This is a genomic window from Flavobacterium sp. CECT 9288, assembly GCF_918731615.1.
GTDB lineage: Bacteria > Bacteroidota > Bacteroidia > Flavobacteriales > Flavobacteriaceae > Flavobacterium.
The window spans coordinates 1,328,848-1,354,553 of record NZ_OU957226.1 but is presented as its reverse complement, the minus strand read 5'-3'; the positions used below and the strand labels follow the sequence as shown (position 1 = coordinate 1,354,553).

Annotated in this window: 20 protein-coding genes, 1 tRNA gene and 1 pseudogene; 11 read left to right on the top strand and 11 right to left on the bottom strand. The window is 31.7% G+C overall.

Annotation, left to right across the window (positions count from 1 at the left end; genetic code table 11):
* Positions 1-25: 25 nt before the first annotated feature.
* From LQ189_RS05830 to corA, 4 genes are all read right to left on the bottom strand, one after another.
* Complete coding sequence (locus LQ189_RS05830; protein WP_230154947.1) at positions 26-1,537, bottom strand: S41 family peptidase; 1,512 nt, start codon at positions 1,535-1,537, stop codon at positions 26-28.
* Between the two features lie 61 nt (positions 1,538-1,598).
* Positions 1,599-2,798: an acetate/propionate family kinase gene (locus tag LQ189_RS05825; protein ID WP_230154945.1), complete on the bottom strand. Its 1,200-nt coding sequence runs from the start codon at positions 2,796-2,798 to the stop codon at positions 1,599-1,601.
* Positions 2,799-2,882: 84 nt separating this feature from the next.
* Entirely contained in the window at positions 2,883-4,976 is a 2,094-nt protein-coding gene (gene pta, locus LQ189_RS05820; protein ID WP_230154943.1) for a phosphate acetyltransferase, read from the bottom strand.
* Between the two features lie 51 nt (positions 4,977-5,027).
* On the bottom strand, positions 5,028-6,098 hold the full coding sequence (corA, locus tag LQ189_RS05815) for a magnesium/cobalt transporter CorA (protein WP_230154941.1): 1,071 nt from the start codon (positions 6,096-6,098) through the stop codon (positions 5,028-5,030).
* Positions 6,099-6,406: 308 nt separating this feature from the next.
* Between corA and LQ189_RS05810 the strand changes: the two genes are divergently transcribed.
* The 3 genes from LQ189_RS05810 to LQ189_RS05800 all read left to right on the top strand — a co-directional run bounded on the left by LQ189_RS05810 (position 6,407) and on the right by LQ189_RS05800 (position 10,679).
* A complete protein-coding gene (locus LQ189_RS05810) occupies positions 6,407-8,971 on the top strand; it encodes a zinc-dependent metalloprotease (RefSeq protein WP_230154939.1) in 2,565 nt (854 codons plus the stop codon).
* A 500-nt stretch (positions 8,972-9,471) separates the two neighbouring features.
* Complete coding sequence (locus LQ189_RS05805; RefSeq protein WP_158727651.1) at positions 9,472-9,783, top strand: transposase; 312 nt, start codon at positions 9,472-9,474, stop codon at positions 9,781-9,783.
* The gene (locus LQ189_RS05800; protein WP_370634891.1) at positions 9,762-10,679 is read left to right on the top strand and encodes an IS3 family transposase; all 918 of its coding nucleotides are present in this window, start codon (positions 9,762-9,764) and stop codon (positions 10,677-10,679) included. The genes LQ189_RS05805 and LQ189_RS05800 overlap by 22 nt, the downstream gene beginning before the upstream one ends.
* 172 nt (positions 10,680-10,851) lie before the next feature.
* On the opposite strand, the gene LQ189_RS05795 is transcribed toward LQ189_RS05800, so the two are convergent.
* Entirely contained in the window at positions 10,852-11,577 is a 726-nt protein-coding gene (locus tag LQ189_RS05795; RefSeq protein ID WP_086455186.1) for a bacteriorhodopsin-like, read from the bottom strand.
* Positions 11,578-11,684: 107 nt separating this feature from the next.
* Here LQ189_RS05795 and LQ189_RS05790 point away from each other — a divergent pair, with 107 nt between their 5' ends.
* Positions 11,685-12,584 carry a Brp/Blh family beta-carotene 15,15'-dioxygenase gene (locus LQ189_RS05790; protein ID WP_230154937.1) on the top strand — a complete coding sequence of 300 codons (900 nt, stop codon included), beginning with the start codon at positions 11,685-11,687 and terminating at the stop codon, positions 12,582-12,584.
* 106 nt (positions 12,585-12,690) lie between these two features.
* Here the strand turns inward: LQ189_RS05790 and dnaK are convergent, their stop codons facing one another.
* The 4 genes from dnaK to LQ189_RS05770 form a co-directional block, all read right to left on the bottom strand.
* Positions 12,691-14,574, bottom strand: a complete 1,884-nt coding sequence (gene dnaK / locus LQ189_RS05785; protein ID WP_086455184.1) for a molecular chaperone DnaK — start codon at positions 14,572-14,574, stop codon at positions 12,691-12,693.
* Positions 14,575-14,847: 273 nt separating this feature from the next.
* The gene (locus LQ189_RS05780; RefSeq protein ID WP_230154935.1) at positions 14,848-15,231 is read right to left on the bottom strand and encodes a YchJ family protein; all 384 of its coding nucleotides are present in this window, start codon (positions 15,229-15,231) and stop codon (positions 14,848-14,850) included.
* 28 nt (positions 15,232-15,259) lie between these two features.
* Positions 15,260-15,490 carry a hypothetical protein gene (locus tag LQ189_RS05775; protein ID WP_230154933.1) on the bottom strand — a complete coding sequence of 77 codons (231 nt, stop codon included), beginning with the start codon at positions 15,488-15,490 and terminating at the stop codon, positions 15,260-15,262.
* 9 nt (positions 15,491-15,499) lie between these two features.
* Positions 15,500-15,646, bottom strand: a complete 147-nt coding sequence (locus LQ189_RS05770; RefSeq protein ID WP_230154931.1) for a hypothetical protein — start codon at positions 15,644-15,646, stop codon at positions 15,500-15,502.
* A 400-nt stretch (positions 15,647-16,046) separates the two neighbouring features.
* On the opposite strand from LQ189_RS05770, the gene LQ189_RS05765 reads away from it, so the two are divergent.
* Positions 16,047-18,737, top strand: a complete 2,691-nt coding sequence (locus tag LQ189_RS05765) for a PAS domain S-box protein (RefSeq protein ID WP_230154930.1) — start codon at positions 16,047-16,049, stop codon at positions 18,735-18,737.
* Positions 18,734-19,129 carry a response regulator gene (locus LQ189_RS05760; RefSeq protein ID WP_230154928.1) on the top strand — a complete coding sequence of 132 codons (396 nt, stop codon included), beginning with the start codon at positions 18,734-18,736 and terminating at the stop codon, positions 19,127-19,129. The genes LQ189_RS05765 and LQ189_RS05760 overlap by 4 nt, the downstream gene beginning before the upstream one ends.
* 15 nt (positions 19,130-19,144) lie before the next feature.
* Here LQ189_RS05760 and LQ189_RS05755 read toward each other — a convergent pair whose 3' ends face one another.
* Complete coding sequence (locus LQ189_RS05755; RefSeq protein WP_230154927.1) at positions 19,145-19,687, bottom strand: hypothetical protein; 543 nt, start codon at positions 19,685-19,687, stop codon at positions 19,145-19,147.
* Between the two features lie 85 nt (positions 19,688-19,772).
* Here LQ189_RS05755 and LQ189_RS05750 point away from each other — a divergent pair, with 85 nt between their 5' ends.
* The 5 genes and pseudogenes from LQ189_RS05750 (at position 19,773) to LQ189_RS05730 (ending at position 22,267) form a co-directional block, all read left to right on the top strand.
* On the top strand, positions 19,773-20,018 hold the full coding sequence (locus LQ189_RS05750; protein WP_230154925.1) for a hypothetical protein: 246 nt from the start codon (positions 19,773-19,775) through the stop codon (positions 20,016-20,018).
* A 162-nt stretch (positions 20,019-20,180) separates the two neighbouring features.
* Positions 20,181-20,621 carry a KTSC domain-containing protein gene (locus tag LQ189_RS05745; protein ID WP_230154923.1) on the top strand — a complete coding sequence of 147 codons (441 nt, stop codon included), beginning with the start codon at positions 20,181-20,183 and terminating at the stop codon, positions 20,619-20,621.
* Positions 20,622-20,843: 222 nt separating this feature from the next.
* The gene (locus LQ189_RS05740) at positions 20,844-21,608 is read left to right on the top strand and encodes a DUF4369 domain-containing protein (RefSeq protein WP_230154921.1); all 765 of its coding nucleotides are present in this window, start codon (positions 20,844-20,846) and stop codon (positions 21,606-21,608) included.
* 18 nt (positions 21,609-21,626) lie between these two features.
* Positions 21,627-22,013 (top strand): annotated as a pseudogene (locus LQ189_RS05735) (TlpA family protein disulfide reductase); the annotation flags it as partial.
* 173 nt (positions 22,014-22,186) lie between these two features.
* Positions 22,187-22,267, top strand: a tRNA-Tyr gene (locus LQ189_RS05730).
* Positions 22,268-22,414: 147 nt separating this feature from the next.
* Here the strand turns inward: LQ189_RS05730 and LQ189_RS05725 are convergent.
* Positions 22,415-25,543, bottom strand: coding sequence for a TonB-dependent receptor (locus LQ189_RS05725; protein ID WP_230154917.1), 3,129 nt, complete (start codon positions 25,541-25,543; stop codon positions 22,415-22,417).
* Between the last annotated feature and the right edge of the window lie 163 nt (positions 25,544-25,706).

Sequence of the window (25,706 nt, the reverse complement as noted above, 5' to 3'; positions counted from 1 at the left end):
ATCTTTTTAAATCATCTTGTCAAATTTACTTGTTTTCCGCATTAATCAATTTTAACAAAAATTCCATTTGAGTATCTGTATTGTTTAAAAAATCAACATACGTTTGCTCGATATTATAATCAGGAATTACACCTCTGCCAAAAGGTTGCTTTTCTTTCGCTTGAACGTCTTGGGTTAAATTAACAATTGAAAACCCATATTTAATTTTACTATTTGGTAAAATATATGTGATCGGCGTGTGTCCATTGTGTCCGTAATAACCACCACTTGTTTCTTGTCCGATAACAATCGCATTGGTATTTCCTGCAACTAAAGAGGCAAATAAACTCGCTGCAGATGCTACTTTTGGATTGACCAATAAATATATCTGACCATTAAAAGCGTTTTTGTTCGGATCTCTAAAAGTATTATCATTACAAATTCCTTGATAAAAAACATTATCTTTTGCTACAGAAAATTCTTCTCTTAATTCTTTTTGATAAATCCATTTTGCAATAATTCGTTTCAAGAAGAACGCTTGATAGTCAACATTTTTCCAACTTGGAATTCTTACGAAATTAGAAAATGCCTTTGTGTTTTCTTTAAAAGGATTTTTGGCTAAATAAGAAAATGCAACTACATCGTTAGGATCACTTCCACCTCCATTATTTCTCACATCAACAATTAAATTTTTGATATTTACATTACTCTTCATAGTATTAAAGCAACTATCTAAAAATTTTACAAATTGCAAATGTTTAAGATCTTTTGAGTTATCCCCTATTGCAAATGAGCGTATATTCAGTTTGACAGTGTTTTGATTTATAATTTCAAAACTGTATGGAAGTTGCGTTTTACTGGTATAAATACTATCTAAAATTATGGAATGTCTCTTTTTATAATGCTCTGAAAATACTTTACGGGTTACTGGTTTAATTACAGCTTCTTTAATTCCAGCAATAGAATTCATCTGGTAAAGCACTTTATATTCCAACTTTTTACCTAACGAAAAAAATAAATAAGCTGAAAAACCACCATCTTGAGCAAATGTTTTAGCTACATTACTGTAACCATCTGTTGTATAATAAATAGAATTCAATTTCAATATTTCTAGAGCTTTTATTCCGTTTATAGAAACTATTTCCGCTCCTAGTGGTATACTACTTTCTGTACTATTTACAACTATTTTCCCATTTAATACTTTTATAGGAACTGGAAAATATACAGAGTCTACTACTATTTGTTTTACGATTTTTTCTGAAAACGAAACATCATTGTGGACGCTCCCTTCATAATCTGCTAATTCACTTATGATATTAAAAAACTCTCTTAAGGTGGTTTGATCAGAAAGCTTTGAATAAGCTTTTTTTTCTATACTATCAATTTGATTTACAGTTCTGTACTTGTATAAACCCGAATTTGCTTTATTACGAATGTTACAAAAAAAATCTAAATCCGATTTCAATTTCGAATAGCCTATTTTATCTTCGTAAGATTTTTGAGCAAACACGCTATTATTTATTAGAAAAAAAGCTGCAATAACTATTAAATATTTCATCAATTATTTTGAGTCATTAATTTGTATACTGTTTAGGATTGGTAACTTAAAAACTCAATATCTAACTAGTCAGCAATTCAAATACTTGTTTGGCAATTTCTACCTCTTCATTTGTGGGAACCACTAAAATTTTTGTTGGTGAATCATCGGTATTAATTTCTCGAATTTCTTTGGATCGAATTTCATTTTTGGATGCATCCAAAGCGATACCAAAATATTCCATATCCGTACACACTAACTTGCGGATGTATGAAGAATTTTCACCTATTCCAGCGGTAAACACAATAGCATCTAATCCGTTTAAAACCGCTGCATAAGAACCTATGTATTTCTTGATACGGTAGGCATTCATGGACAAAGCCAATTGGCAATCAACATTTCCGTTTTCAGCATTGGCTTCAATATCCCTTAAATCACTGTAACCCGTAAGACCTAACATACCACTTTGTTTTTGTAGCATGGTATTTACAGCATCTAATGAATATCCTAAAGTGTTCACCAAGTAAAAAATCACGGATTGATCCACATCTCCACTTCGGGTACCCATAATCAAGCCGTTCATGGGACCAAAACCCAGTGTGTGATCCATACTTTTTCCGTCTTTTATTGCCGTCATGCTACATCCATTACCTAAATGAATGGTTATAATTTTAGAGCTAGAGGAAACCGAATTTTGTTTTAAATATTGAATGGCGTTCTCTGAAACATATTTGTGACTCGTGCCGTGAAAACCGTATACCCTAATTTTATTCTCGGTCAAAAGATACTTTGGAATTGCATATTGATGCGCCACTACGGGAATACTTTGATGAAAAGCCGTGTCAAAAACAGCTACTTGTTGTGCTGCTGTAAAAATTTCTTCGGCAACAATTATTCCTTCAAGATTAGCAGGATTGTGTAAAGGAGCCAACTCAAATAATTGTCTTATTTTATCTTTGACAGCATCATTAATAAGTACTGTATTTGAAAAATCATTACCACCATGCACCACACGATGTCCTACCGCTTTAACCTCATCAGTACTTTGAATAACACCAATAGTAGGATTCATTAGGAGCTGAGCAATTTTCTCTAAGCCGACTTTATGATTGGGAATTGAAAGTGTCTCTTCTAATTTAGTGGTACTGGTTACGTATGTTAAATTGGAACTTTCTAGGCCTATTCTATCAATCATCCCTGAGCAAATAACCTCGTTTGCTGGCATGTTAATCATTTGGTATTTTATAGAGGAACTTCCTGAGTTTATGATAACTGTTTTCATTTAAATTTTATTAAAAGATTAAAAAATTGAAATATTATCTGATTAATTTTTTAATCTTTTAATACTTCAATCTTTAAATTAAAACTACAATCCTTGAGCTTGAATTGCTGTAATTACAACTGTATTTATGATATCATCAATGGTACAACCCCTACTTAAATCATTTACCGGTTTATTCAATCCTTGTAACATCGGACCAATGGCTAACGCACCTGTTTCTCTTTGAACTGCTTTATACGTGTTATTTCCTGTATTTAAATCAGGAAAAATGAGTACACTGGCTTGACCTGCCACTTCAGAATTGGGCAATTTACTTTTCCCAACGGTCATATCCACAGCGGCATCATATTGAATGGGACCTTCAATTTTTAAATCAGGACGTTTTTGGCGAACAATTTCGGTAGCGGCTCGAACCTTATCTACTTCATCCCCTTTCCCAGAAGATCCAGAAGAATAAGAAAGCATGGCAATTTTGGGTTCAATTCCAAAAGCCAAACTCGAATCGGCAGATGAAATGGCTATTTCAGCGAGTTGTTCTGCAGTAGGATTCGGGTTGATCGCACAATCCCCAAAAACGGAGACGCGATCCTCCAAACACATAAAAAATACTGAGGAAACTACTGATGAATTGGGTTTTGTTTTAATAAACTGTAAGGCTGGCAAAATAGTATGTTGTGTAGTATGTGCAGCTCCAGAAACCATTCCGTCAGCGTGACCTTTGTACACCATCATGGTGCCAAAATACGAAACATCTTCCATCAAATCTTTAGCCATTCCTAAGGTCACATTTTTGGCTTTTCGCAACTCAAAATAGGTATTCACATAATCGTCGTAATATTCTGATTCAATGGGATTAATTATTTTAATTTTCGAAAAATCGAAATTTAGACCCAACTCAATAATTTTATTTTCTATTTGTTTTTTGTTTCCAATGATAGAAATATCAACTACATCCATTTCTAGTAAGCGGGACGCTGCAGCCAAGATTCGATCATCATTGCCTTCGGGCAATACAATATGTTTGCGATGTTGTCTGGCTCTTTTTACCAAGTTATACTGAAACATTTTAGGAGTCATTCCATCAGCTTCAAACGTTATTAGTTTCTCGGATAACGTATCAACATCCATATACTTCTCGAAAGTAGCAATCGAGATTTCAATTTTCTGTTTGTTGTTGGCGTAAATTTTAGATTTGATACCGCCTATTTTATTCGTAATATAATACGTTCCTTCTTCTACGGCAATGATCGGCACTACGGTTGAGAGTCCTTCAATTAACTTTAAAATACTTATTTCTGGCAGAATGTTTCCAGTTAATACAATACCGGAGATTGTAGGATAGTTGACCGATTCATTGGCTTGTAAAGCCCCTAGGATTATATCGGCTCTGTCTCCTGGAGTAATAACAAGACTGTTTTCTTTGAGATGTAATAAATAATTCCTCAATTGCATAGCTCCTACACTAAAGTTTCCTGTTTGATTGTTCAAGTGAGCCTCTCCAAAAAGTACTTTTGCACCCAGCTCTTTGACAATTTCTTGCACCGTAGGATTATTTAAATGATGAATCATAGAAATACTACTCACCATCACAGTACCTGGCAAGGTTTTTAATAATCCATTGGTAACTAATGTTATGTTTTCAGGTTGTACTTTATTTGCAATTACGGCAAGAACTTCTACGTCTTTCACCTTGAAAGAATCATAGGCTAGATATAAACTGTCTAATAATTCTTCGAGAGTTTTCCCTACTCCAGATCCTACAATGATGGTAGGAATTCCAAGATTTTTAGCAATCAGCACATTCATATCAAGCTCAATAACGGTTCCTTCACCACTAAACCCCGTTCCTTCTACTAAAATAAAATCAAAACGTTCTTCTAGTTTTTTATATTTTTCGATAATTAAATCTAGGACCTCCCCAATTTTTCCTTTATTTTTTTTCTTGATTAATTTGCTTTTGGTAATAGCAAAAGCATCTTCAAAAGCGATATCGAGACCAAAATGACCTAATACGGTTTCAATATGATTGTCAAAGCCACCCTCTTCAATATCCTCAATAATAGGTCTAAAATAACCAACTTTTGCTGTTTTCCCTATAAGCATGCTCATAAGTCCAAGAGTAACAATAGATTTCCCGCTGTTTTGCTCACTCGTAGCGATGTATATGGCTTTGTTCATTTTTATTATTTTTTTAATTATCAAAAGGAAAACTAAAGTTATTAAACAGTATTAAAACCAACGTCTTTTTTTAAAATAAATAATCATTCCAATTACTATTAAAAACATGAAACCCATTACGGTATGATATCCATATTTAAATTTCAATTCTGGCAGGTTTTCAAAATTCATACCGTAGACACCTACAATAAAAGTAAGCGGAATGAATATAGCAGAGACGATCGTAAGTGTTTTCATGATTTCGTTCATCTTATGCGTTTGAGCAGAAAAAAAGAAATTAGAAGCACTCTCCAATGAATCCATATCCGAATCTATTTGCTCTAAAAGTTCTAAACACTTTTGATGCAATCGAGCAAAAAAACTAAAAGTATCTGTCTCAACTACATTAAAAATAGAATCATCTTTTATGCTTTTAATATCGTACAGAGAGTCTCTGAGCGGAATAATAGCGCGTTTTAAGACATTCAAATTGTCACGATGTTTCTCTATTCGCTCTAAAATTATTGGATCGGGATTTTCTTTGGTTAAATTTATAAGTTCTTCTACTTTATCCTCCTCGCTTTCTAGCGTAATGTAAAAATTCTCTATAATTGCATCTAGCAATATATACAATAAGTAATCAGGACCTTTTACGCGAACAAGTCCTGAATGGGTTCTAATTCTTTCTCTAATGTGTGAAAAAAAATCACTTCTTTTTTCCTGAAACGAAATTAGAATTCCATCTTTTAACAAAAAACTAATTTGTTCAATACTAATGTTCTCTGAATTTTCGAGAGGTAAAAGCGATTTAATGTTGAAAAATAAAAAATCATGTGATTCTTCAAATTTTGTTCTTCGTATCGTGTTTAAAACATCGGATAAAATAAAATTATTAATTCCAAAATTCTTTCCAATGGCTTGCAACCAATCTACGTTATTAAGTCCATGAATATTGAGCCAGTTTATTTTAGAAAAATCAATTAACTGATTTAATTCTTCTACTTTAAAATCAGTGTACTCTGTAAAATCAATATCATTATAAACAAACAATTGCATTTCTGACTGCATTTCTTTGTGGATTCCTGTGTATTCAAGATTATAAGGCAATAATTTCCTGCCTTTTTTATATTTTATTTTTCTCATTATATCCGTGTAACCTTTTTTTGTAATACTATCGAAAATCTCATATTTGTGACACTAAAATTCCTACTGATGGAACTCAAAACAAAAGTAGTGAGAATTAAAAGGCTTATTTAAAAAAAGTAGCACGAAAAAGTTCAAAAGAGAAAAATAAAACGAATGTTAATTTATGTTAATTATTATAAAATGAAAATATTAAAAGTTCAATATTAAAAATATATCAATAGATTTGATAATTAAAGATGAATAAATACGAATGCACTCTATTTATTTACACAAAACTAATTATTAACTATAATGTGTAGAATTACATGCTTAAAAAAAAACTAACTCTAATTATTGCGTGCATCGCACTTTTTGCTGCTCCTGAGACATTTGCTCAAAGCAAAAAAAAGAAAAAAAATGACAAGACAGCTGTTGCTCAACCAGCAGCTAAACCAGCAGAGGCTAAAAAAGAACCTAAACCTTATAAAAAAGTTATAGACTCCACTGCTGTAACCCAAAAAGGATTAATTGATGTTCATAAAACAGATAATAAGTACTTATTCGAAATTCCGGATAGCTTACTTGGTAGCGAAATTATGACCATCACAAGATATTCTAAAACACCTGCTGGTGGAGGAATTTTTGGTGGTGAAGAAATTAACAGACAAGTAGTTCGTTTTGAAAAAGGAATGAACAACAACATTCTTTTACGATCAATTACCTACGTAATTATGTCACCAGATGAGGATAAACCAATGGCACAAGCCGTAAAAAATTCAACATCTGATCCTATAATTGGGAACTTTGACGTTCTTGCCTACAAAAAGGATGAAGCTGGAAAAATTACAGGATATGTACTTGATTTAACTACTACTTTTGATGCTGATGTACAAACTTTTTCACTTGATCCCATTAAGAAACAGTTGTTAAACATTCAAGCTTTTCAAAAAGACAGATCTTATATTTCTAAAATAAGTAGTTTTCCAATAAATACTGAAATTAGAACTGTAAAAACGTTTACAACGGTACCACCTAGAATTAATCTTACTCCTACTCCACAAATTGGTGTGAACCTTCCATCAGCACTTGATGCAGGTGTAGTTACGGTAGAGATGAATACGTCTATGATTTTGTTACCAAAAAAACCTATGCGTAAAAGAGTTTTTGATGCTCGTGTAGGTTATTTTGCAAATGAATACAGTGTTTTTGAAGAAGAATCACAAAAAGCAGAGAATAAAGTATTTGCAGTAAGATGGCGTTTGGAGCCTAAATCTCCAGAAGATGCTCAAAAACAAAAAAATGGTGAATTAATTGAGCCATTAAAACCTATAGTATATTACATTGATCCTGCAACTCCTGAAAAATGGAAAAAATTTATCAAACAAGGTATTGATGACTGGCAAGTAGCTTTTGAAGCTGCTGGATGGAAAAATGCAATTCGTGGAGAATATTGGCCAGAAAATGACCCGACAATGAGCTTAGAGGATGCTCGTTTTTCAGTACTTCGCTATTTTGCTGCCGACATTCAAAATGCTTATGGACCAAATGTACACGATCCTAGAAGTGGAGAAATTCTAGAAAGCCACATCGGTTGGTACCATAATATCATGAGTTTATTGCGTAACTGGTATTTAATTCAAACTGCTGCTGTTGATCCAGCTGCTAGAGCTAAAAAATTTGATGATAAATTAATGGGAGAATTAATCCGATTTGTTTCATCACATGAAGTAGGTCATACTTTAGGATTGCGTCATAATATGGGAGCTAGCTCAGCGACTCCTGTAGAAAAATTGAGAGATGCAGCATACCAAGAAAAAAATGGACATACATCATCAATCATGGATTATGCTCGTTTTAATTATGTTGCTCAACCAGAAGATGGTGTAAAACATTTGTTCCCAAGAATTGGTGATTATGATAAATGGGCAATAAAATGGGGTTATTCTTATTTTGAAGACAGCAAAACTGAAGCACAAGAAAAAACAGTTTTGAACGATATGACTAAAGAAGCCTACAAAAACAATCGTTTATGGTTTGGAACTGAATCAAGTCCTTATGACCCAAGATATCAAACAGAAGATATTGGAGATAATGCCATGAGAGCTTCAGAATATGGTATAAAAAACTTAAAAAGAATTTTACCAAATTTAATAGAATGGTCTAAAGAAGATGGTGAAAGCTACGCTGAATTGGATGAACTTTACGGAGCTCTTACTGGACAATTCAGAAGATACATGGGACACGTAACTAAAAACGTGGGTGGTATTTATGACAACCCTAAAACGTATGACATGTCAGGAAATCAATTTCAAGTAGTTCCTAAAAGCATTCAAAAAGATGCTGTTTTATTCCTTAATAACCAGTTATTCAATACTCCAAAATGGCTATTAGATCAAAGCGTTCTTTCTAAAATCAATCCTGATAGTGGCGTTGAAGCTGTTAAATCTATGCAAGATGCAACCTTATCTAGTTTAATGACTGGTGACCGTATGGTTCGCCTAATGGAAAGCGCTTCTGCAAGTAAAGAAAACTACAGTGTAGATGAATTGTTAACTGACTTAAACAAGGGCATTTTCTCTGAATTAAAAACAAGTAGCTCAATAGATATTTTTAGAAGAAATATTCAAAAAATATATGTTGACAAAATGATTGAATTGTTAAAACCAGGGACAACAACCGTAAGATCTGTACCTGTGGGAGTTACTTATGGATTTAATTCAAGAAGAGTAAACCTCGCGCAAACTGATTTACCATCTATTGCAAGAGGACAATTAAATGCTCTTAAAAACGAATTAAAAATGTCATCTTTAAAAATGACTGACAAAATAAGTAAATACCATGTTCAAGACTTAATTGCTCGTATTAGCGATGCTTTAAATCCAAAACAATAAATATCAAAGGGAAACTATTACAAATACAGTTTCTCTTTTCAGATTAAATATGACATAAACATGCTCACAAAGCATCAATTTAACTCTTAATTAAAATAAGCCCAATTGTATCTCTAAAATACTTTTGGGCTTTTTTGGGCTTTACAGCATCCTTAATTTAAACTATTGAGAGAACTTAAATTAACACAAAAAAATCCATCATCAAGATATCAAAATATGATTTTAGTTTTCTTAAACAGACAAAATTACCATCGATATGATATTTTTATCTATGGAAATCACATTCAGAACCCAATTACAATTGAAAATTTTCTTTAAAAATGATTTCAATATGATATGTATTGAAAAGTGAAATACAAATTAAAAAAGTAAATTATTAAAACCACAAATGTATAAAAGAGCTCTTTTTTTTAAAACAGCATAAAAGATAGCATCACGAGTATTTTAGCCCCTTAATAGTTCGGAGTGATATTTTAAATTTCAAATAGTACATTTGATATATGAAATACAAGAAATGGAGTTTAGAAGAAAAGCTAGAAATCCTATCCTTTTCAGAAGAATTAGGAGTTGTTGAAACGTGCCGTAAATACAGCGTTAGCACTGGCACTTTGTATAGCTGGAAGAAGAAACACGAGAAGCAGGGAGAAGCTGGTTTAAAAGTAACTTATGACACTAGTAGTAAAGAGCTAAAGCAAGCTGAGGAAGAAAACAGAATTCTACGCAAATTATTAGCTAACAAGGAAATCGAATTAGAAATTGGGCGTGAACTTTTAAAAAAAAAGTTTGGGACATCCGATCCAAGAAAGATTTAGTAGATAGTATTTATAGTAAACATAAGATTAGTAAAACCAAAATTATTACTATAGTAGGAATGGTTCAAAGTAGTTATTACCGAAGACCAAGCTCAAATAAAAAAGGTATTAAACCTAGTGAATTTACTTTTAATAAATCTAAAGGATATGTAAGTCAAGGCGCGGTTATTAAATCTATTAAAGGCATTTTAAGTAATGAGTTTATTGACTGCGGTTACCGTTTAATGACTTCGTATTTACAACGAGAGGGTTATTTAATTAATCATAAAAAGTTGTACCGAATTATGAGAGAAGAGGGTTTGTTAAAACTAGAAAACAGAATAAAAAGGAGTGGTTCTGGTCGTAAATTTGTAAAGTATAGAAAAGTAAACACCACTAAACCTTTTGAATGTTTAGAAATGGATATTAAGATGGTTTGGATCCCAAACGTAGGTAAAAATGCTTATTTACTATCTATAATAGACGTTCATACTCGCAGAATATTAAAGGATTTTTTCTCATTTTCTATAAAACAAGACAAAGTAATTGCTTTCCTTTCAGATTTATTTTTGGAATACCAATACCCTGAAAGTGTTGTGATAAGAAGTGATAATGGAAGTCAATTTATTGCCAAAAGTGTTCGAGAATACCTTGGACTCATAGGAGTTCAGCAAGAATTCACACATGTAGCAACACCAGAAGAAAATGCGCATATTGAGGCCTATCACGGAATATTAAAAAAAGAAGTGTTCCAAAGAGTTGATTATAGAACTTTTGGAGAAATTGAGCTAATATTAAAAAGATATGTAATCTTCTATAATAATACTAGGCTACATGGCCTTTTAGGACGCATTACACCAATAGAAAAATGGAACCAGGATAAGCATCTAATTTTAATGAAAAAATTAACCGCATAAATAATAATCGAAATTTAGAATAATACTCTTGTTTTATAGGGGTCAAAACAACGAGAAAATATATTTTGTTTAATAATTTTACCTAATAAAATAAACAATTAAAACTTTTAAACACAAAAAAACCGAGCTATTTCTAGCTCGGTTTACTACAATTAAATATAAAAAAATGGAATTAATCTTTTGAAGATTTCACAGCTAGGTTATAAATAACCAAACCAAAACCAATTTTATTTATTGCATCAGCAATATTGTAAGCTACATCAATGTTACCTTCTGGTATAATTCCGTTGTACCAACCTGTAGTACCCATCATGTATCCTAATGGATAAATAGACCAACCTACAAGTACGAACCAACATAAAATTTTGTGTGCTTTTTGTACTTCAACTCCAGCTGCTGCAGCAAGTTTTGACGCTTCACCAAACCAAATTTCATACACAATAGCAAAATATGCTACTCCTGAAACTGCACCCCAAAAAGCAGCGCTATCTGGTGCAACAACTTCTCCAAAATAACCCGTAACTAACATAATTACAGAGTAGATAATCATTTTCCATAATAAAGATTGTTTTGCTCCAGCTACCTTTAAAATTAAGTAAAACTCTAAACACATTAATGGCACTGTTAATACCCAGTCAACATAACGAAAGAATGTTGGTGATTCACCAAATGAAGCCCAATAATCTCTCATGTAAAAATAATGCACTGCTGCAATGAAAGTAATTAAACCTGAAACTAAAACTGATGTACGCCATTTTTTATCAAACTGGCTCAGTGATAAGAAGAAAAAAGCTGATGCGGCCATCATAGCCATACAGCCTACAAAAAAAGTAAACCCTACATAATCTGTTGGTAACATTTTTCCAACTAGTCCTGAAATAAACATAAAATTTGTCATAAAAATAGTTTTTAATATTTTGTTTAACCAAATATACAAAAACTTAGACATACAAATTAATTTTTGTTTAATTATTTTTATGTAATTTTAAACAATAATTAATTTTTATGAAAAATTATTCAAATATCGCAATTGTAGCAAGCTTTTTCGGACTATGGATTGATTCTTACCTTACAAGCCAATTTCAAATAATTCTCGGTTTTTTCTTAATATTTACCTTCGGGATTTTGCATGGCGCTAATGATATTCTTTTAATTCAGCATTTAAATCCTGCCAAAAAAAAGAATTCTCAAAATAAGACACTTCTATATTATGTTACAGTTGTACTTGTGGGTGTTTTATTATTCTATACTTTACCTCAAGTTGCCTTACTTCTATTTATTATAGTTAGTGCATACCATTTTGGCGAACAGCAATGGCATAGTGTTAAAACCAAACTCAATAATTTGGTTTGTATTATGTTTCAGTTTTTATACGGTTTAGTTTTACTGTTACTTTTATTCTATTTTCACAGCAACCAGGTTCAAGATATTGTAAATAAAATTACGCATGTGATGGTTCCTTTAGTTGCATTCACTATAGCTTTACAAATCACGGCTTTACTATTTGGACTTTATATTTGTTACTTGTTCTGGAAATTTGAATCCTTAAGAGGTAAAATTGCTCTAGAAATATTCTTTTTAATACTATTTGCAATACTTTTTAAGGCTTCTAGTTTAATATGGGGATTTGCTTTATATTTTGTATTATGGCATAGTATTCCATCTATAATTGACCAAGTAATCTTTTTAAATGGTTCATTCAATATAACACACTTTAAAGCCTACTGCAGAGCTGCTTTTATCTATTGGTTCGTTTCCATCATAGGTATAGCCGTTTTGTTTTTTATTTGTAAAGACGAGCAGTTTTTTAATGCACTTTTTTTCTCATTCTTAGCTGCCATTACTTTTCCGCATGCAGCAGTCATCGCTAATATGTCAAGTGAAGAAAAAACCAACACTCTATAAAACAAAAAAACCGAGTAATTGCTTACTCGGTTTTAATATCAGGATAATTTTAAATCAATTTGAAATGATATCTAAATTGATTTCCATTTATAATATGGTATAAAAATTATTTTACTTCTTCAAATTCTACGTCTTCTACGTTGTCTCCTTGAGTAGCTTCACCTTGTGGTTGCTCTCCTTGTGGTTGTTCACCTTGAGCATACATAGCCTCAGTAGCTGTTTTCCAAGCTGCATTGATGTTATCAAGAGCTGTTTGAATTGCAGGAACATCTTGAGACTGGTGAGCCATTCTCAATTCAGTTAATGCATATTCTACTGCTACTTTATGATCATCAGCTAATTTAGAACCTAATTCTTTCAATTGAGTTTCTGTTTGGAAAATCATAGAATCAGCTTCATTAATTTTCTCCGCTTTCGCTCTTAAAACTTTATCAGATTCAGCGTTAGCTTCAGCATCTTGTTTCATTCTTTCGATTTCTTCAGAAGTTAATCCAGAAGAAGCTTCGATACGAATATCGTGAGATTTACCAGTTCCTTTATCAGTTGCAGATACTTTGATGATACCATTAGCATCAATATCAAAAGTTACTTCAATTTGTGGAACTCCTCTCGGTGCTGGTGGAATACCGTCTAAGTTGAAACGACCGATAGTTTTGTTATCAGCAGCCATTGCTCTAGCACCTTGAAGAACGTGTAATTCAACAGTTGGTTGAGAATCAGCAGCAGTTGAGAAAACTTGTGATTTTTTAGTTGGAATAGTTGTGTTAGCTTCAATTAATGTAGTCATAACACCACCCATAGTTTCGATACCTAAAGATAAAGGAGTAACGTCAAGTAACAATACATCTTTTACATCTCCAGAAAGAACTCCACCTTGAATAGCTGCTCCAATTGCAACAACCTCATCAGGGTTAACTCCTTTAGACGCTTTTTTACCAAAGAATTTCTCTACTTCGTCAGCAATTCTTGGCATACGAGTAGAACCTCCTACAAGGATCACTTCGTCAATATCAGAAACAGATAAACCTGCATCTTTTAATGCTCTAGCTACAGGAGCCATAGAACGTTTTACTAAAGAATCAGATAATTGTTCGAATTTAGCTCTAGATAATTTTTTAACTAAGTGTTTTGGTCCAGAAGCAGTAGCTGTTACGTATGGCAAGTTGATTTCAGTCTCAGCAGAAGAAGACAATTCAATTTTAGCTTTTTCAGCAGCTTCTTTAATACGCTGTAATGACATTGGGTCTAAACGCAAATCAACACCTTCTTCTGATAAAAACTCATCAGCTAACCAGTCAATGATTGTTTGGTCAAAATCATCTCCACCAAGGTGAGTATCACCATTAGTTGACAATACTTCAAATACTCCGTCTCCTAATTCAAGAACAGAAATATCAAATGTACCTCCACCTAAATCATAAACTGCAATTTTTTGATCAGTACCTTTTTTATCTAATCCGTAAGCTAATGCAGCTGCAGTAGGCTCATTAATGATACGCATAACTTTAAGACCTGCAATTTCACCAGCTTCTTTTGTAGCTTGACGTTGTGCATCATTAAAGTAAGCAGGAACAGTAATAACTGCCTCAGTAACTGTTTGACCTAAATAGTCTTCAGCAGTTTTTTTCATTTTTTGAAGTGTCATAGCTGACAATTCTTGAGCAGTGTATAAACGACCATCAATATCCACACGTGGTGTATTGTTGTCTCCTTTTACTACACTGTAAGGAACTCTTTTTGCTTCAGCCGAAACCTCACCAAAACCTTGTCCCATAAAACGTTTGATAGAAGCAATAGTCTTAGTTGGATTAGTTACTGCTTGTCTCTTAGCAGGATCTCCTACTTTGATCTCTCCACCTTCAACAAAAGCGATGATAGATGGCGTTGTTCTTTTACCTTCTGCATTAGGGATAACAACTGCTTCATTACCTTCCATTACAGAAACACAAGAGTTGGTAGTACCTAAATCAATTCCGATTATTTTACCCATTTTAATTATATTTAATTTTTATTTTATACTTATTTAAAGGCTCGAAAAGCAATAGTCAATCTTTGTGCCAACATTCTGTCAGTATGAAAAATGTCAGTTTAGCTCCTAAATGGCGGAAAAATTGCTGACAACTTGACATTTTACTTTCACTTACCCATTCATACAATAAATTTAGACAATGGACTGAAAAGTCCCCAAAATTATTGACAAATGAACTTTTAGTTTAAAAATCACAAACAAAATTTTGAGTTTAGTTTAAAAATGATGCTTTTTTTAATCTAAAAAAACGCCATTTTCATAAAACCAATCTCCATTATCATTTACAAATGTTGAAAGTTCGTGATGAATATGAATTTTATTATAAGCATCTTTATGATAGGCCTTAAACTGCACAATAGTAGGTGTAGATTCAATTATTTCAAGTCCAAGCCACGTATTGCTTTTTGCCCACTGCAAAATATCATCAAAAGGATGCAATGCTCTTGCATGAGGCACTGTAGTTGCTACGAGATAAGCAGCATTATGAGTGGCATAAGCGCTGTACCTAGATCGCATCAACTCCTCGGCAGAAATAGCTTTTACACTTTTGTTTAATATTGGTCCACAACATTTTTCAAATGATTGTAAAGTTCCACAATGACATTTATCTGTACTCATAAATTATTATTATTTAACCTCCTAAAATTTAAAGCTCAAGAGAACTATTAATTTTTTGGTGCAATTGATTCAGCAAAACTTGATATTTACTAATCTCTACTAAATCCTCATCTTCATCAGAAAAATCAAGAAGCTCATCAAGGGTTTCACTAACTAGTACCAATTTATTTTTGGCGTCAAGCATTTTCTTAGCAGCTATACAATCTATTATTTCTTGTACTTCCTGTTTTAATTCAAAAAATTTATTTGTATTTTCCATGTCACCTTATTATTCTGTTGTTTTATCCTCATTAAATTTTTTAGTAATCAATTTAAGCTTTTCTTTCCGCAATAAAACGGCTTGTTTAGCTTTATCTTGTGCTTTATGCAGCTTATCGTTATGCTTTTTTATATTTTTTTCATTATTCCTTCCCATTACAACTGCAGTATTTTAAATTAAGTTACAAAGGTCGGATTTATTTGTTAGATTAAGATTATTTCTTGAAAATATAGCAAAATCAGGTTCACAGCCGGTATGTTGTGTAAAAAAACACATTGTTTTTTAGTTATTTATTTTAAAACAAATAATTGTTTTACACTTTTTTTTTACATTTAGAAACTACTTAACATTTTTTTGGTATATTTATGTTCTTATTAATCATTACACATACACGGTTCTATAGATGATTTTAAAAAGGAAATACATAAAATTTTTAAGATGGTTTATCCTAAGACCAAAAACAACTGGTGTTCTATCCTTTTTATTTTTAAGCATTATTACAACGTTAATTACATTTCAACAATATCAGCTTGTTAAAGAACTTGAACAACGCGAAATGAATAACATTCTAAACGCTGTATATCAAAACATTAATCAATCACTTAAAAACTACTATACAGCAACTTTAACGCTTGCCTTAACAATTAATGATAAGGGAATCCCAAAAGACTTTGAATATGTGAGTAAGCAATTAATTAGATCTAACAATACAATTAGGGCTGCAGAACTAGTACCAAAAGGTGTTATAAAATACGTTTACCCTATTAAGGGAAATGAAGCAGCGATTGGTCTAAATATAATAACTACTGAAAATCTTCGGGTAGAAAGCTTAAAATCTATATCTAGTCAAAAAATGTACTTTGCTGGTCCACTTGAGTTACGGCAAGGCGGTATTGCAATTGTAGGACGATTGCCTGTTTATAAAAAAAAAATATTTTGGGGATTTGCGGCTGTAGTTATCAAACTAAATACTTTTTTAGAAGTTTCCGGCATTAAAAACATCGATAATTCAAAGTATTATTTTCAATTTTCAAAGTTTAATTCAGATAAAAAAAAAGAAACTTTTTATATTAACAACCCTACCAATCTTGAAGGTAAATACTATATTTCTACAAAAATTGCCGATGGAGATTGGAAATTATATTTAATCTCAAAAAATAAATCCTATTTATATTCTGCTATTTTAATCCCATGTATTTTAGGCTTTGTTCTCGCAGGTATCTTAGGATTACTGGTAACTACATTGTTAAAAATACCAAACGAACTACAATCATTAGTTAAGCTTCAAGCCAATAAAATTTTGGATACCGAAATGAAGTTCAAAACAATTTTTGATCAAGCCGCTCTAGGAATATCAAGTGTAGACCCTGTAACTGGAAATTTCTTGGAAATCAATAGTAAATTTTGTGAAATGCTAGGATATACTGAAAAAGAAATGAAGCTTAAAAACTTTCAATCCATTACGCATCCAGATGATCTTGAGCAAGATATCACTAATGTAGATCAATTAAAAAATGGACGTATCAATGAATATGCTATGCAAAAAAGATATTTTACAAAAAAAGGTGATATAATTTGGGTTAATCTTACGGTAACACCTTTATTAGGCACCAACCAAAATAGAGAAAATGTTATTGCTATCGTTGAAGACATCACACTAAAAAAAACTACCGAAAAAATTATTAAAAAAAGTGAGACTAGATTTAAAAGCTTGTTTGATGACAGTCCGCTACCGCTCCGCGAAGAAGATTTTTCAGAAGTAAAAAAATACTTAGAACAAAAAAAATTAATTAATAAAAGTACCGAATCTGTTTTAGAGTATTTTAATCAAAACCCAAATGATGTTGATGAATGTCACTCGTTAATAAAAGTGATAAATGCTAATAAGGCCTGCTTAAAACTTTATAAAGTCAAAAATATTGACGAACTAATAAGTAATAAAAGCGAGCTAATTAATTTAAAGTCTAGAAATGATTTCATTAATAATTTAGTAGCCATCACTCAGGGAAAGAAGCAATTCATTATTGATACGCTGATCCGCAATGGAAAAGGGGAATTCAGGTCTATTAATTTAAGGTGGAATCTAGTGCAAGGATACAAAAATACATTTGAACGCGTTATTGTATCAACAGAGGACATAACTAATAGACTTGAATCTGAAAGAATTATAATCGACACAAAACAAAATGTAGAATCATTAATAAATACCATAGATGGAATTGTATGGGAATGTGATGCAACTACTTATAATTTTGGTTTTATTAGTGATAAAGTAACTAATATTTTGGGTTACACACCAGAAGAGTGGGTAAATGATCCGCATTTTTGGAGCAATCACATTCATCCAGAAGATAAAGAATGGGTCCAGAGTTACTGTAAAATAAAAGTAAATGACAATCAAGATCACGATTTTGAATACCGCATGATTGCTAAAGACGGAAAAGTTGTATGGCTCAGAGATATAGTAAATATAATCTATGCCCATGGAAAACCGAACATGTTACGCGGAATCATGATTGATATTACCCAAAGTAAAGAAGCCGAAAATGAACTTAATAACTCTTTTGAAATTGTTAGCGAACAAAACAAACGCTTGCTCAACTTCTCATATATTGTATCTCATAATTTAAGGTCTCATACCAGCAATATCGCCTCCATTGTTTCATTTCTCGAAAATACAGACTCTCAGGAAGAGAAAAATGAAATGCTTCAGTTATTAAAAACGGTATCAAACTCTCTAAATGAAACGATGCTCCATTTGAACGAAGTCATTAATATAAGAACTAATATTAGCTTAGTTTTAATGCCATTAAATCTAAATGAATACATTTCAACAGCACTAAATGTGCTAAATGAACAAATTTCAAAAAATGATATTTCAATATTAAGCCACGTTCCACTTGACACAATCATAAATTACAATCCAGCTTATTTAGAAAGTATTCTGTACAACATAATTTCAAATTCTATTAGATATAGACACCCAGATAGAACAGCGATTATAAAAATCAGTTACCATATAGAAAATAATTTAAAATTTCTTGAAATATCTGATAACGGAATAGGTATCGATCTTATAAAAAACGCAGACAAACTTTTTGGAATGTACAAAACCTTTACTACAAATTCTGAATCTAAAGGGATTGGATTATTCATTACAAAAAATCAAATTGATGCAATGGGCGGAACCATCACTGTTGAAAGTGAACCTAACATAGGAACAACATTTAAAATTTATATTCTATGACAAATAAAACAATATGGATTGTTGATGACGATCCTATTTACCAAATAATTGTTAGTAAAATAATAAATAGATCAGCTATGTTCTCACAAATTATTCCATTTAAAAATGGAAAAGATGCACTTTATCAACTCCAGGAAGTTATTAATAACAATGAAGCAGTACCTGACATCATTTTATTAGATATAAATATGCCAATTATGGATGGATGGGAATTCATGGAGGAATTAAACAACTTAAAACCAAAATCTCTTGATAAAATCCGTATTTATATTGTAAGCTCATCCATAGCTGTTGAAGATAAAACAAAATCAAAAAAATTTAAAACAATATTAGGATACATTTCAAAACCGGTTACCGTAAATGATATAATATTAATTGCATCCGATGAATAGATAAAGAATTTAAAATCACTTACACTCTTTCTTTATTTCGTCAAGTGTTTTATTACTATACAATAGTTGCTCTACAATATACTTCCTCAAATCATCAATATCAGAATCAAAATACTTAGCCCATGATGATAACTGCAGTATATTTCTAACTTGTTTGATTCGTTTTCTTGTTTCAGAGCTTGTTCGTAAAACGGCTTTTTTATCAAAATCAGGATTGTTTTTATGCTGATATTGAACCAGATCTTTATCATAATTTACCTCAAGATAATACAATAAATCAATGTCATTATCTGGATAAAAACTTTCCCAAGACGCAAATCCTAATTTAAATTTAGAGTCCGTTTCTAGTTCAAGTGACTCCAGTCTCCATTTACAATTGGCCAACCTACCCCAATGATTTGATAAGCGATACATTCCTTTTTTAGTATAATAATATTTACTACCTGATTTACTGTCATACTGCACTTTTAAATTAGAAATAGCATCAAGAGTAGTTTCATAAAAAACACAAAAAGTGTTTTTAAAAGAATTAGGGCTAGGTTTAAATTTTTTCTGCATAGTGCAAATATAATCAAGAAGAGTATTTACTGATAATTCAAATTAAAAATGATTAAATTTGCTCACTTAAATAAAATAGATAAAGATGACAAAAGCTAACGAAGAAAGAATGTTACAAAAAGGAATCTACACAGGAGTTATTGAAAAAGATGAAAACAACAACTTTTTTTGTGGAGAATATTTGTTAGACTACAAAATGGCAACAAAATTCAATTTAGGTGATATGGTCACTATAAAATCAATCATTGAAAACCCTAGTGATATTAGCCACGGTAAATACCCTAAAAAGTCTAAGAATTTTGATAAAGCAAATTATAAGCCTCAACAATAAAGGTATTAAGTAAAGCTTAAAATAATTTTCATTAAAACTATTCGAAGATTTTTTTTAGACAAAATCGCAAAAAATAAAAAAAAGTGTACCTTTGCAAAAAATTTGTCCATTTAAAACAAAATTGTATTCCTTATATACAAAAAGACAAGTAGTTACATATTTATGAAAAAAATAGTTGAATACCGCAAATTGCTAAATGTAGATAAAACTGCTGAGCTGAAAGATTTGAAGACCATTTATCGTAATGCGATGAAGGAAGCACACCCAGATAAATTTCAAGGTGATGAAGCTGGATTAAAAGCAGCTGAAGAAAATAGTAAAAAAATCATTGAAGCCTACCATTTTTTGGTTAGCATCAATCCTGAAACTATAAAAGCAAACTTACCTGAATATACTGAAACAATTACAACATCAACAATTACTGATTATAAATTTGTTGAAGGTAGATTGATTATTAATTTTTCAAACGGAAGTGTTTATGAGTATATTAGTGTACCAAAAGCTACTTATGTAAAAATGGTAAATGCTGATTCACCTGGAAGATTTGCAAAAAGACACATTTTAAATGCTTTTACTTGGAGAAAAACAACCAATCAAGACTAAGCACTTACAATAAACATTCAAGCACTCCTTATGGGGTGCTTTTTTTTTGAAAAAAAAATGAAAAGTTAAAATTCACATTCTTTATTGATTACAAAACGCTACTAAACGTTATGTTTATACATAATAAATAGCACTTTATAACAAAAAATTAGGTAGTTATTATATTTGTAATTTATTATTTTTAAATACTTTTGCAGATATAACTATATTAACTAATTTATAATGAAAAAAATAATTTTATTACTTTCTGCTGCTGTCGTATTAATTTCTTGTAGCAAAGTTGGGAAAGATGAGTACTTGATTACAGGAACAGCTACTGGTGTTGATAATGGTAAAACGATTATTCTAGAAACTCAAGACGCTACAGGAATGTTGCTTGCAAAAGATACTGTAAAAGTTGAAAATGGTAAATTTGAGATGAAAGGTAACATCACTGAACCTGCTTTTTATACCTTACAACTAGAGGGAGCTCAAGCTAAAATACCTTTTATCTTAGAAAATGCTGAGGTAACTATAGCAGTAAACAAAGATAGTATTCAAAAATCAAAAGTTTCAGGAACATATAACAATGACGAATTCATGGCTTTCAATGAAGAAATGACTAAAGTTCAAAAGAAACTTATGGATTTTCAAACTAAAAATATGGCTGCTATGAATACAGCTCAACAAACAAAAGATACCGTTGTTATCAATAAATTGATGCAAGAGTTTTCTAAAATTCAGGAAGAAGTAAATACTGCGTCAAAAAACAAATATTTAACTTATGCTGAAACGCATCCTAAATCATTCATTTCAGCACTGATTATACAAGGTATGTTAAATGATCCTTCAACTGACGTTGCAAAATCAGAGAAATTATATAATGGTCTTGAAGAGTCATTGAAAAAAACAAAACCAGGAATAGCAATCAAAACTAAAATTGCTGAAAGAAAATCTCCTGCTGCAGTAGGTGCTGCTCCTGCACCAGCAATGCCAGGAGGTAACTGAAGAGCAGATTTTTCAGCTCCTAATCCTGAAGGAAAAATGATTTCACTAAAGGAAAGTTTAGGAAAAGTTACAATAGTAGATTTTTGGGCGTCTTGGTGTGGACCATGCCGCCAAGAAAACCCAAATGTAGTTGCGTTATACAAAGAATTACATGCTAAAGGACTAAATATTATTGGTGTTTCTCTTGATAAAGATGCCAAGGCTTGGAAAGAAGCTATCGCAAAAGACAAGTTAACATGGAACCAAGTTTCTAATTTAAAATTCTGGGACGAACCTATCGCCGCTCAATATAAAGTAGAATCAATTCCAGCTACTTTTATACTTGATGCATCTGGTAAAGTAGTAGCACAGAACTTACGTGGCGAAGCGCTACGAACAAAAGTTTTAGAACTTTTAGCTAAATAGACACCTATTTTAATAAAAATAAAAAAATCTCCGTAATGGAGGTTTTTTTATTTTATTCAATACCAAGTGATTAAAAAAAATAGCGAAATTAAGTTCAAAATTTGTTTGGAAACTTAAAAACTGTTGCTATATTTGCACCCGGTTAGCACAACGAGTTATACTTGTTAAGTCTTGGGGAGATACTCAAGCGGCCAACGAGGGCAGACTGTAAATCTGCTGTGAAAACTTCGCAGGTTCGAATCCTGCTCTCCCCACTAAAGCGTTGCATTTGCAACGCTTTTTTTATATTTTATCTTTACCTATTATTTTCTGCCTAATTTTATAATTCTTTAAAAAAAAAGAATTATCCATAGGTCACATGAATAATTCTGTTGGCTCATTTTAGAGTTAAAAAATAACTCTTATAAGAAATGATAACTCACACTAAGTTGTCCCTGCCATCTTGAATTTAAATTATCAACTAACCAAGGTGTACCTTTTGGATTTTTAAATTGAAAAACGGGTTGTTGATTTTCTATTCGAACAAAATCTAGAAGTGCATAACCCGAGTTATTAATATTAGGAACGTAAACCTGGGTGCCCCAATTTTTTGAAATTAAATTACCTACATTAAAAAAGTCAATGGCAAACTCTACTTTATTTTTAAAAAGTTTTGTTTCATACATGAGTTTTAAATCTACTTGATGATTCCATGGCGTTCTTGCCGCATTCCGATTAGCATATTTACCCCTGTTCTTATTCAAATAATCATTGTTATTGATAAAGTCATTAAGCTGTAGCCATTGCTCAGCTGCAGATACAACAACAGTATTATTCCTATCCACTATATTTTGAAGTCTAATTTCTGATTGATCTCTGGGAATATAAATAATATCGTTTTTGGCTGAACCATCTCTATTAATATCTCCTTCATAAACAAATGTAAATGGACTCCCTGATCTACCATTGTATAATAAACCTACTTTAAAACTGCTCGATTTAAAATAAATATCATAAAAATGATAGGAAACAATTTTATGACGTAAATCAAAATTTGAAGCGGTGAGTTCAGGTGAATTGGCTACTAAGGCTTGGTTCCATTCAAAATTTGCCGCATGTGAATTCCTATTAGTGCTTGAAATGTCTTTACTCACTCCATACGTATACCCTAAAAATCCATTGTAATTGCTTTCTGTTTTAGTAAGCCCTATTGTGAAGTTGTATCTATATCCTTGTGAAGTATTAGTCAATAAAAAAACATTTGTAAAATTAGGATTGATTTTAATGCTCTCTGCTGAGGTATTGTAATACGGACGTTGATCAGCTCCCGTAAAATTACTTTTTTGATCCTCTCTCCTATTTATAGATTGAAACAACAACCCATCTAAAGTTTTGGTATAAGTTGCTTCAAAGTTTAAGGCAAAATTATTTTTTAAAGCTACATCAAGCGCAAGATTACTTTTCCAATCACGCGGTAAATTGAAATTAGTATCTACTAAATTTACTTCGGTCAATTTTCTATTTTGTAAAGATTCTAACTGACTTAAATCTTCGTTAATATCCAAACTTGTTGTAGGGCGGTAATCTATATTAAAATATTTTGTTCCGGAAATATAATATTCATAAGCATACCACACAAAAGGCATTCTACCTGTAAATAGACCTGTTCCTCCCTTCAAAGTATATCTCCCATCGGTATCAATTGCATAATTAAAGCCAAAACGTGGATTAATAATTGGCGCACTATTTATTTTATTTTGATACCCCGAAAACTCTGGTGTACGTTGAATTTCATCAGAAATAGGAAAAGCGGTGGGCGTTTTTTGCCAATCTAAACGAATTCCAGCTAAAATTGTAAACTTTTTTGAGAGTCTAATTTCATCTTGTAAATAAACACTACCTAATACGACTCCATAATCTGCTGATGGGGTCTTTTTATTAAACTCAAAATCGTTATTCTCAATATTGTACACTCCCCTTACGCGGTTGGGTTGATCAGCCAAGAAACTAGCTACAGAGTTGTATTGCCATCTACCATTGAAAGCCGTTAAAAAGCGATATTCAATACTATTAATTTCTGATGAAACTCCAGCGGTAAATTTATGATTTTTGTGATAATATATAAGATTATTTGTAAACTGAATAGTATTTAAACTTAAACCGTAAATAGAAGCTTCTCTATACGTTCCTGCAAAAACAGTATTTGAGGTATTGTCAATAATTTCTAAATGAGGAAAAACACGACCTTCATAAGTGCGATCATCATTTACCGTTGATAAAGAAACTGTCATTTTATTTGAAAGCCGATTTGTGAATTTACTTTTTAGCTCTGCTACAATACTATTTGTAGTAGAATTGTGCCTGTATCCTTGATTTGTAAAATTAAAAACAGTGGGAGTCCATTCTAGATTATCAGCATAGCCTTTAACAAAATTATTTCTCAACGTTAATTTATGATCATCACTAATGTTGTAATCTAATCTTAAAAAAAGTTTGGAATTCTTGCGCTCTATTTGGGCATTGAGTGCAGTTCCTGGATCATAATTATATTTTGTTTTAAGTCTATCAGCTATAAGGGCAACCGTTTCAGCAGAAATATTGGAAGTTATACTTCCAGGAGCATTAAAGACCGTTTCATTCCTATCGGCCAATTCTGCATTAAAAAAATAAAACAATTTGTTTTTAACTAGGCTTCCGCCAATACTAAAACCGTAGGTATAGTCATTAAAAGCTGCTTTTTGTTGCTTAATACCATCAGCGTAAGTACCTACTAAATTTCTATTTTTCACAAAGGTGTAGGCAAGACCAGTTGTTTTATTCGTACCACTTTTAGTAACTGCATTGATGCTTGCACCTGTAAAATTCCCAAAAGTTACATCAAATGGGGCAGTTTTTACAGAGAGTGCACTTATGGCTCCAAAACCTATCGGTTGCGTACCTGCTAAACCTCCTGGAGTTCCTGAAGCAGTTGATCCTGCTGCACCACTCGCTGGCTCTTGAAAGCCTAAAACATCATTTGTGGCGCTCCCATCAATAGATAAATTATTAAACCTATAGTTAGCCCCTCCAAATGAATTTAGGTTTGCCTCTGGTAGTAATCGCGTAGCATCTTGAATACTTCTATTTGCCGTAGGAAGGTTCGTAATTACATCTATTTTTAAACGCTTTTCATTTCCTTTTTTAGACTCAGCATTGTTTACAACTACTACTGATTGCAATACTTCTGCTTTTGCAAAAAGTATAAAATCAAGTTTAGTAGTTTTACCAAGTTGTACTTGAATAGCATCTGAAAGTAAGGTATTAAACCCTTCCACCACAATTTTAATTTCATAATCATACGCTGGCTGTAACTGATTGAATTCATAATAGCCATCTGCTTGTGATTGCGTTGCATATTTTATTCCTGTTGACTTTTGAAGAATAGAAATAGTAGCAAATGGCAAGGTATTATTTTGCTCATCTGTTATGGTTCCTTTTACTATTCCAGTAGTTTCTTGAGCGAATAATAATCCTGAACAAAACAGAATTAAAAAAGTGAAAATGTACTTCATTTTTATAAAATATAGATTTTATAAAACTACGTAACTAAATGTGTTTAAGTTTTAATAATTTATCGTATTTTTACGATTATGCTTCATTAAAATCAACATAAAACACTGAATAATAAAAACTTACACTGAATTAATAATTTTCAAAATGTCCAAACTAATTATC

Excerpts from the sequence above, each read along its gene's own strand:
- LQ189_RS05830 (WP_230154947.1), bottom strand. The coding sequence starts at position 1,537 with ATGAAATATTTAATAGTTATTGCAGCTTTTTTTCTAATAAATAATAGC.
- LQ189_RS05825 (WP_230154945.1), bottom strand. The coding sequence starts at position 2,798 with ATGAAAACAGTTATCATAAACTCAGGAAGTTCCTCTATAAAATACCAA.
- pta (WP_230154943.1), bottom strand. The coding sequence starts at position 4,976 with ATGAACAAAGCCATATACATCGCTACGAGTGAGCAAAACAGCGGGAAA.
- corA (WP_230154941.1), bottom strand. The coding sequence starts at position 6,098 with ATGAGAAAAATAAAATATAAAAAAGGCAGGAAATTATTGCCTTATAAT.
- LQ189_RS05810 (WP_230154939.1), top strand. The coding sequence starts at position 6,407 with ATGCTTAAAAAAAAACTAACTCTAATTATTGCGTGCATCGCACTTTTT.
- LQ189_RS05805 (WP_158727651.1), top strand. The coding sequence starts at position 9,472 with ATGAAATACAAGAAATGGAGTTTAGAAGAAAAGCTAGAAATCCTATCC.
- LQ189_RS05795 (WP_086455186.1), bottom strand. The coding sequence starts at position 11,577 with ATGACAAATTTTATGTTTATTTCAGGACTAGTTGGAAAAATGTTACCA.
- LQ189_RS05790 (WP_230154937.1), top strand. The coding sequence starts at position 11,685 with ATGAAAAATTATTCAAATATCGCAATTGTAGCAAGCTTTTTCGGACTA.
- dnaK (WP_086455184.1), bottom strand. The coding sequence starts at position 14,574 with ATGGGTAAAATAATCGGAATTGATTTAGGTACTACCAACTCTTGTGTT.
- LQ189_RS05780 (WP_230154935.1), bottom strand. The coding sequence starts at position 15,231 with ATGAGTACAGATAAATGTCATTGTGGAACTTTACAATCATTTGAAAAA.
- LQ189_RS05775 (WP_230154933.1), bottom strand. The coding sequence starts at position 15,490 with ATGGAAAATACAAATAAATTTTTTGAATTAAAACAGGAAGTACAAGAA.
- LQ189_RS05770 (WP_230154931.1), bottom strand. The coding sequence starts at position 15,646 with ATGGGAAGGAATAATGAAAAAAATATAAAAAAGCATAACGATAAGCTG.
- LQ189_RS05765 (WP_230154930.1), top strand. The coding sequence starts at position 16,047 with ATGAATAACATTCTAAACGCTGTATATCAAAACATTAATCAATCACTT.
- LQ189_RS05760 (WP_230154928.1), top strand. The coding sequence starts at position 18,734 with ATGACAAATAAAACAATATGGATTGTTGATGACGATCCTATTTACCAA.
- LQ189_RS05755 (WP_230154927.1), bottom strand. The coding sequence starts at position 19,687 with ATGCAGAAAAAATTTAAACCTAGCCCTAATTCTTTTAAAAACACTTTT.
- LQ189_RS05750 (WP_230154925.1), top strand. The coding sequence starts at position 19,773 with ATGACAAAAGCTAACGAAGAAAGAATGTTACAAAAAGGAATCTACACA.
- LQ189_RS05745 (WP_230154923.1), top strand. The coding sequence starts at position 20,181 with ATGAAAAAAATAGTTGAATACCGCAAATTGCTAAATGTAGATAAAACT.
- LQ189_RS05740 (WP_230154921.1), top strand. The coding sequence starts at position 20,844 with ATGAAAAAAATAATTTTATTACTTTCTGCTGCTGTCGTATTAATTTCT.
- LQ189_RS05725 (WP_230154917.1), bottom strand. The coding sequence starts at position 25,543 with ATGAAGTACATTTTCACTTTTTTAATTCTGTTTTGTTCAGGATTATTA.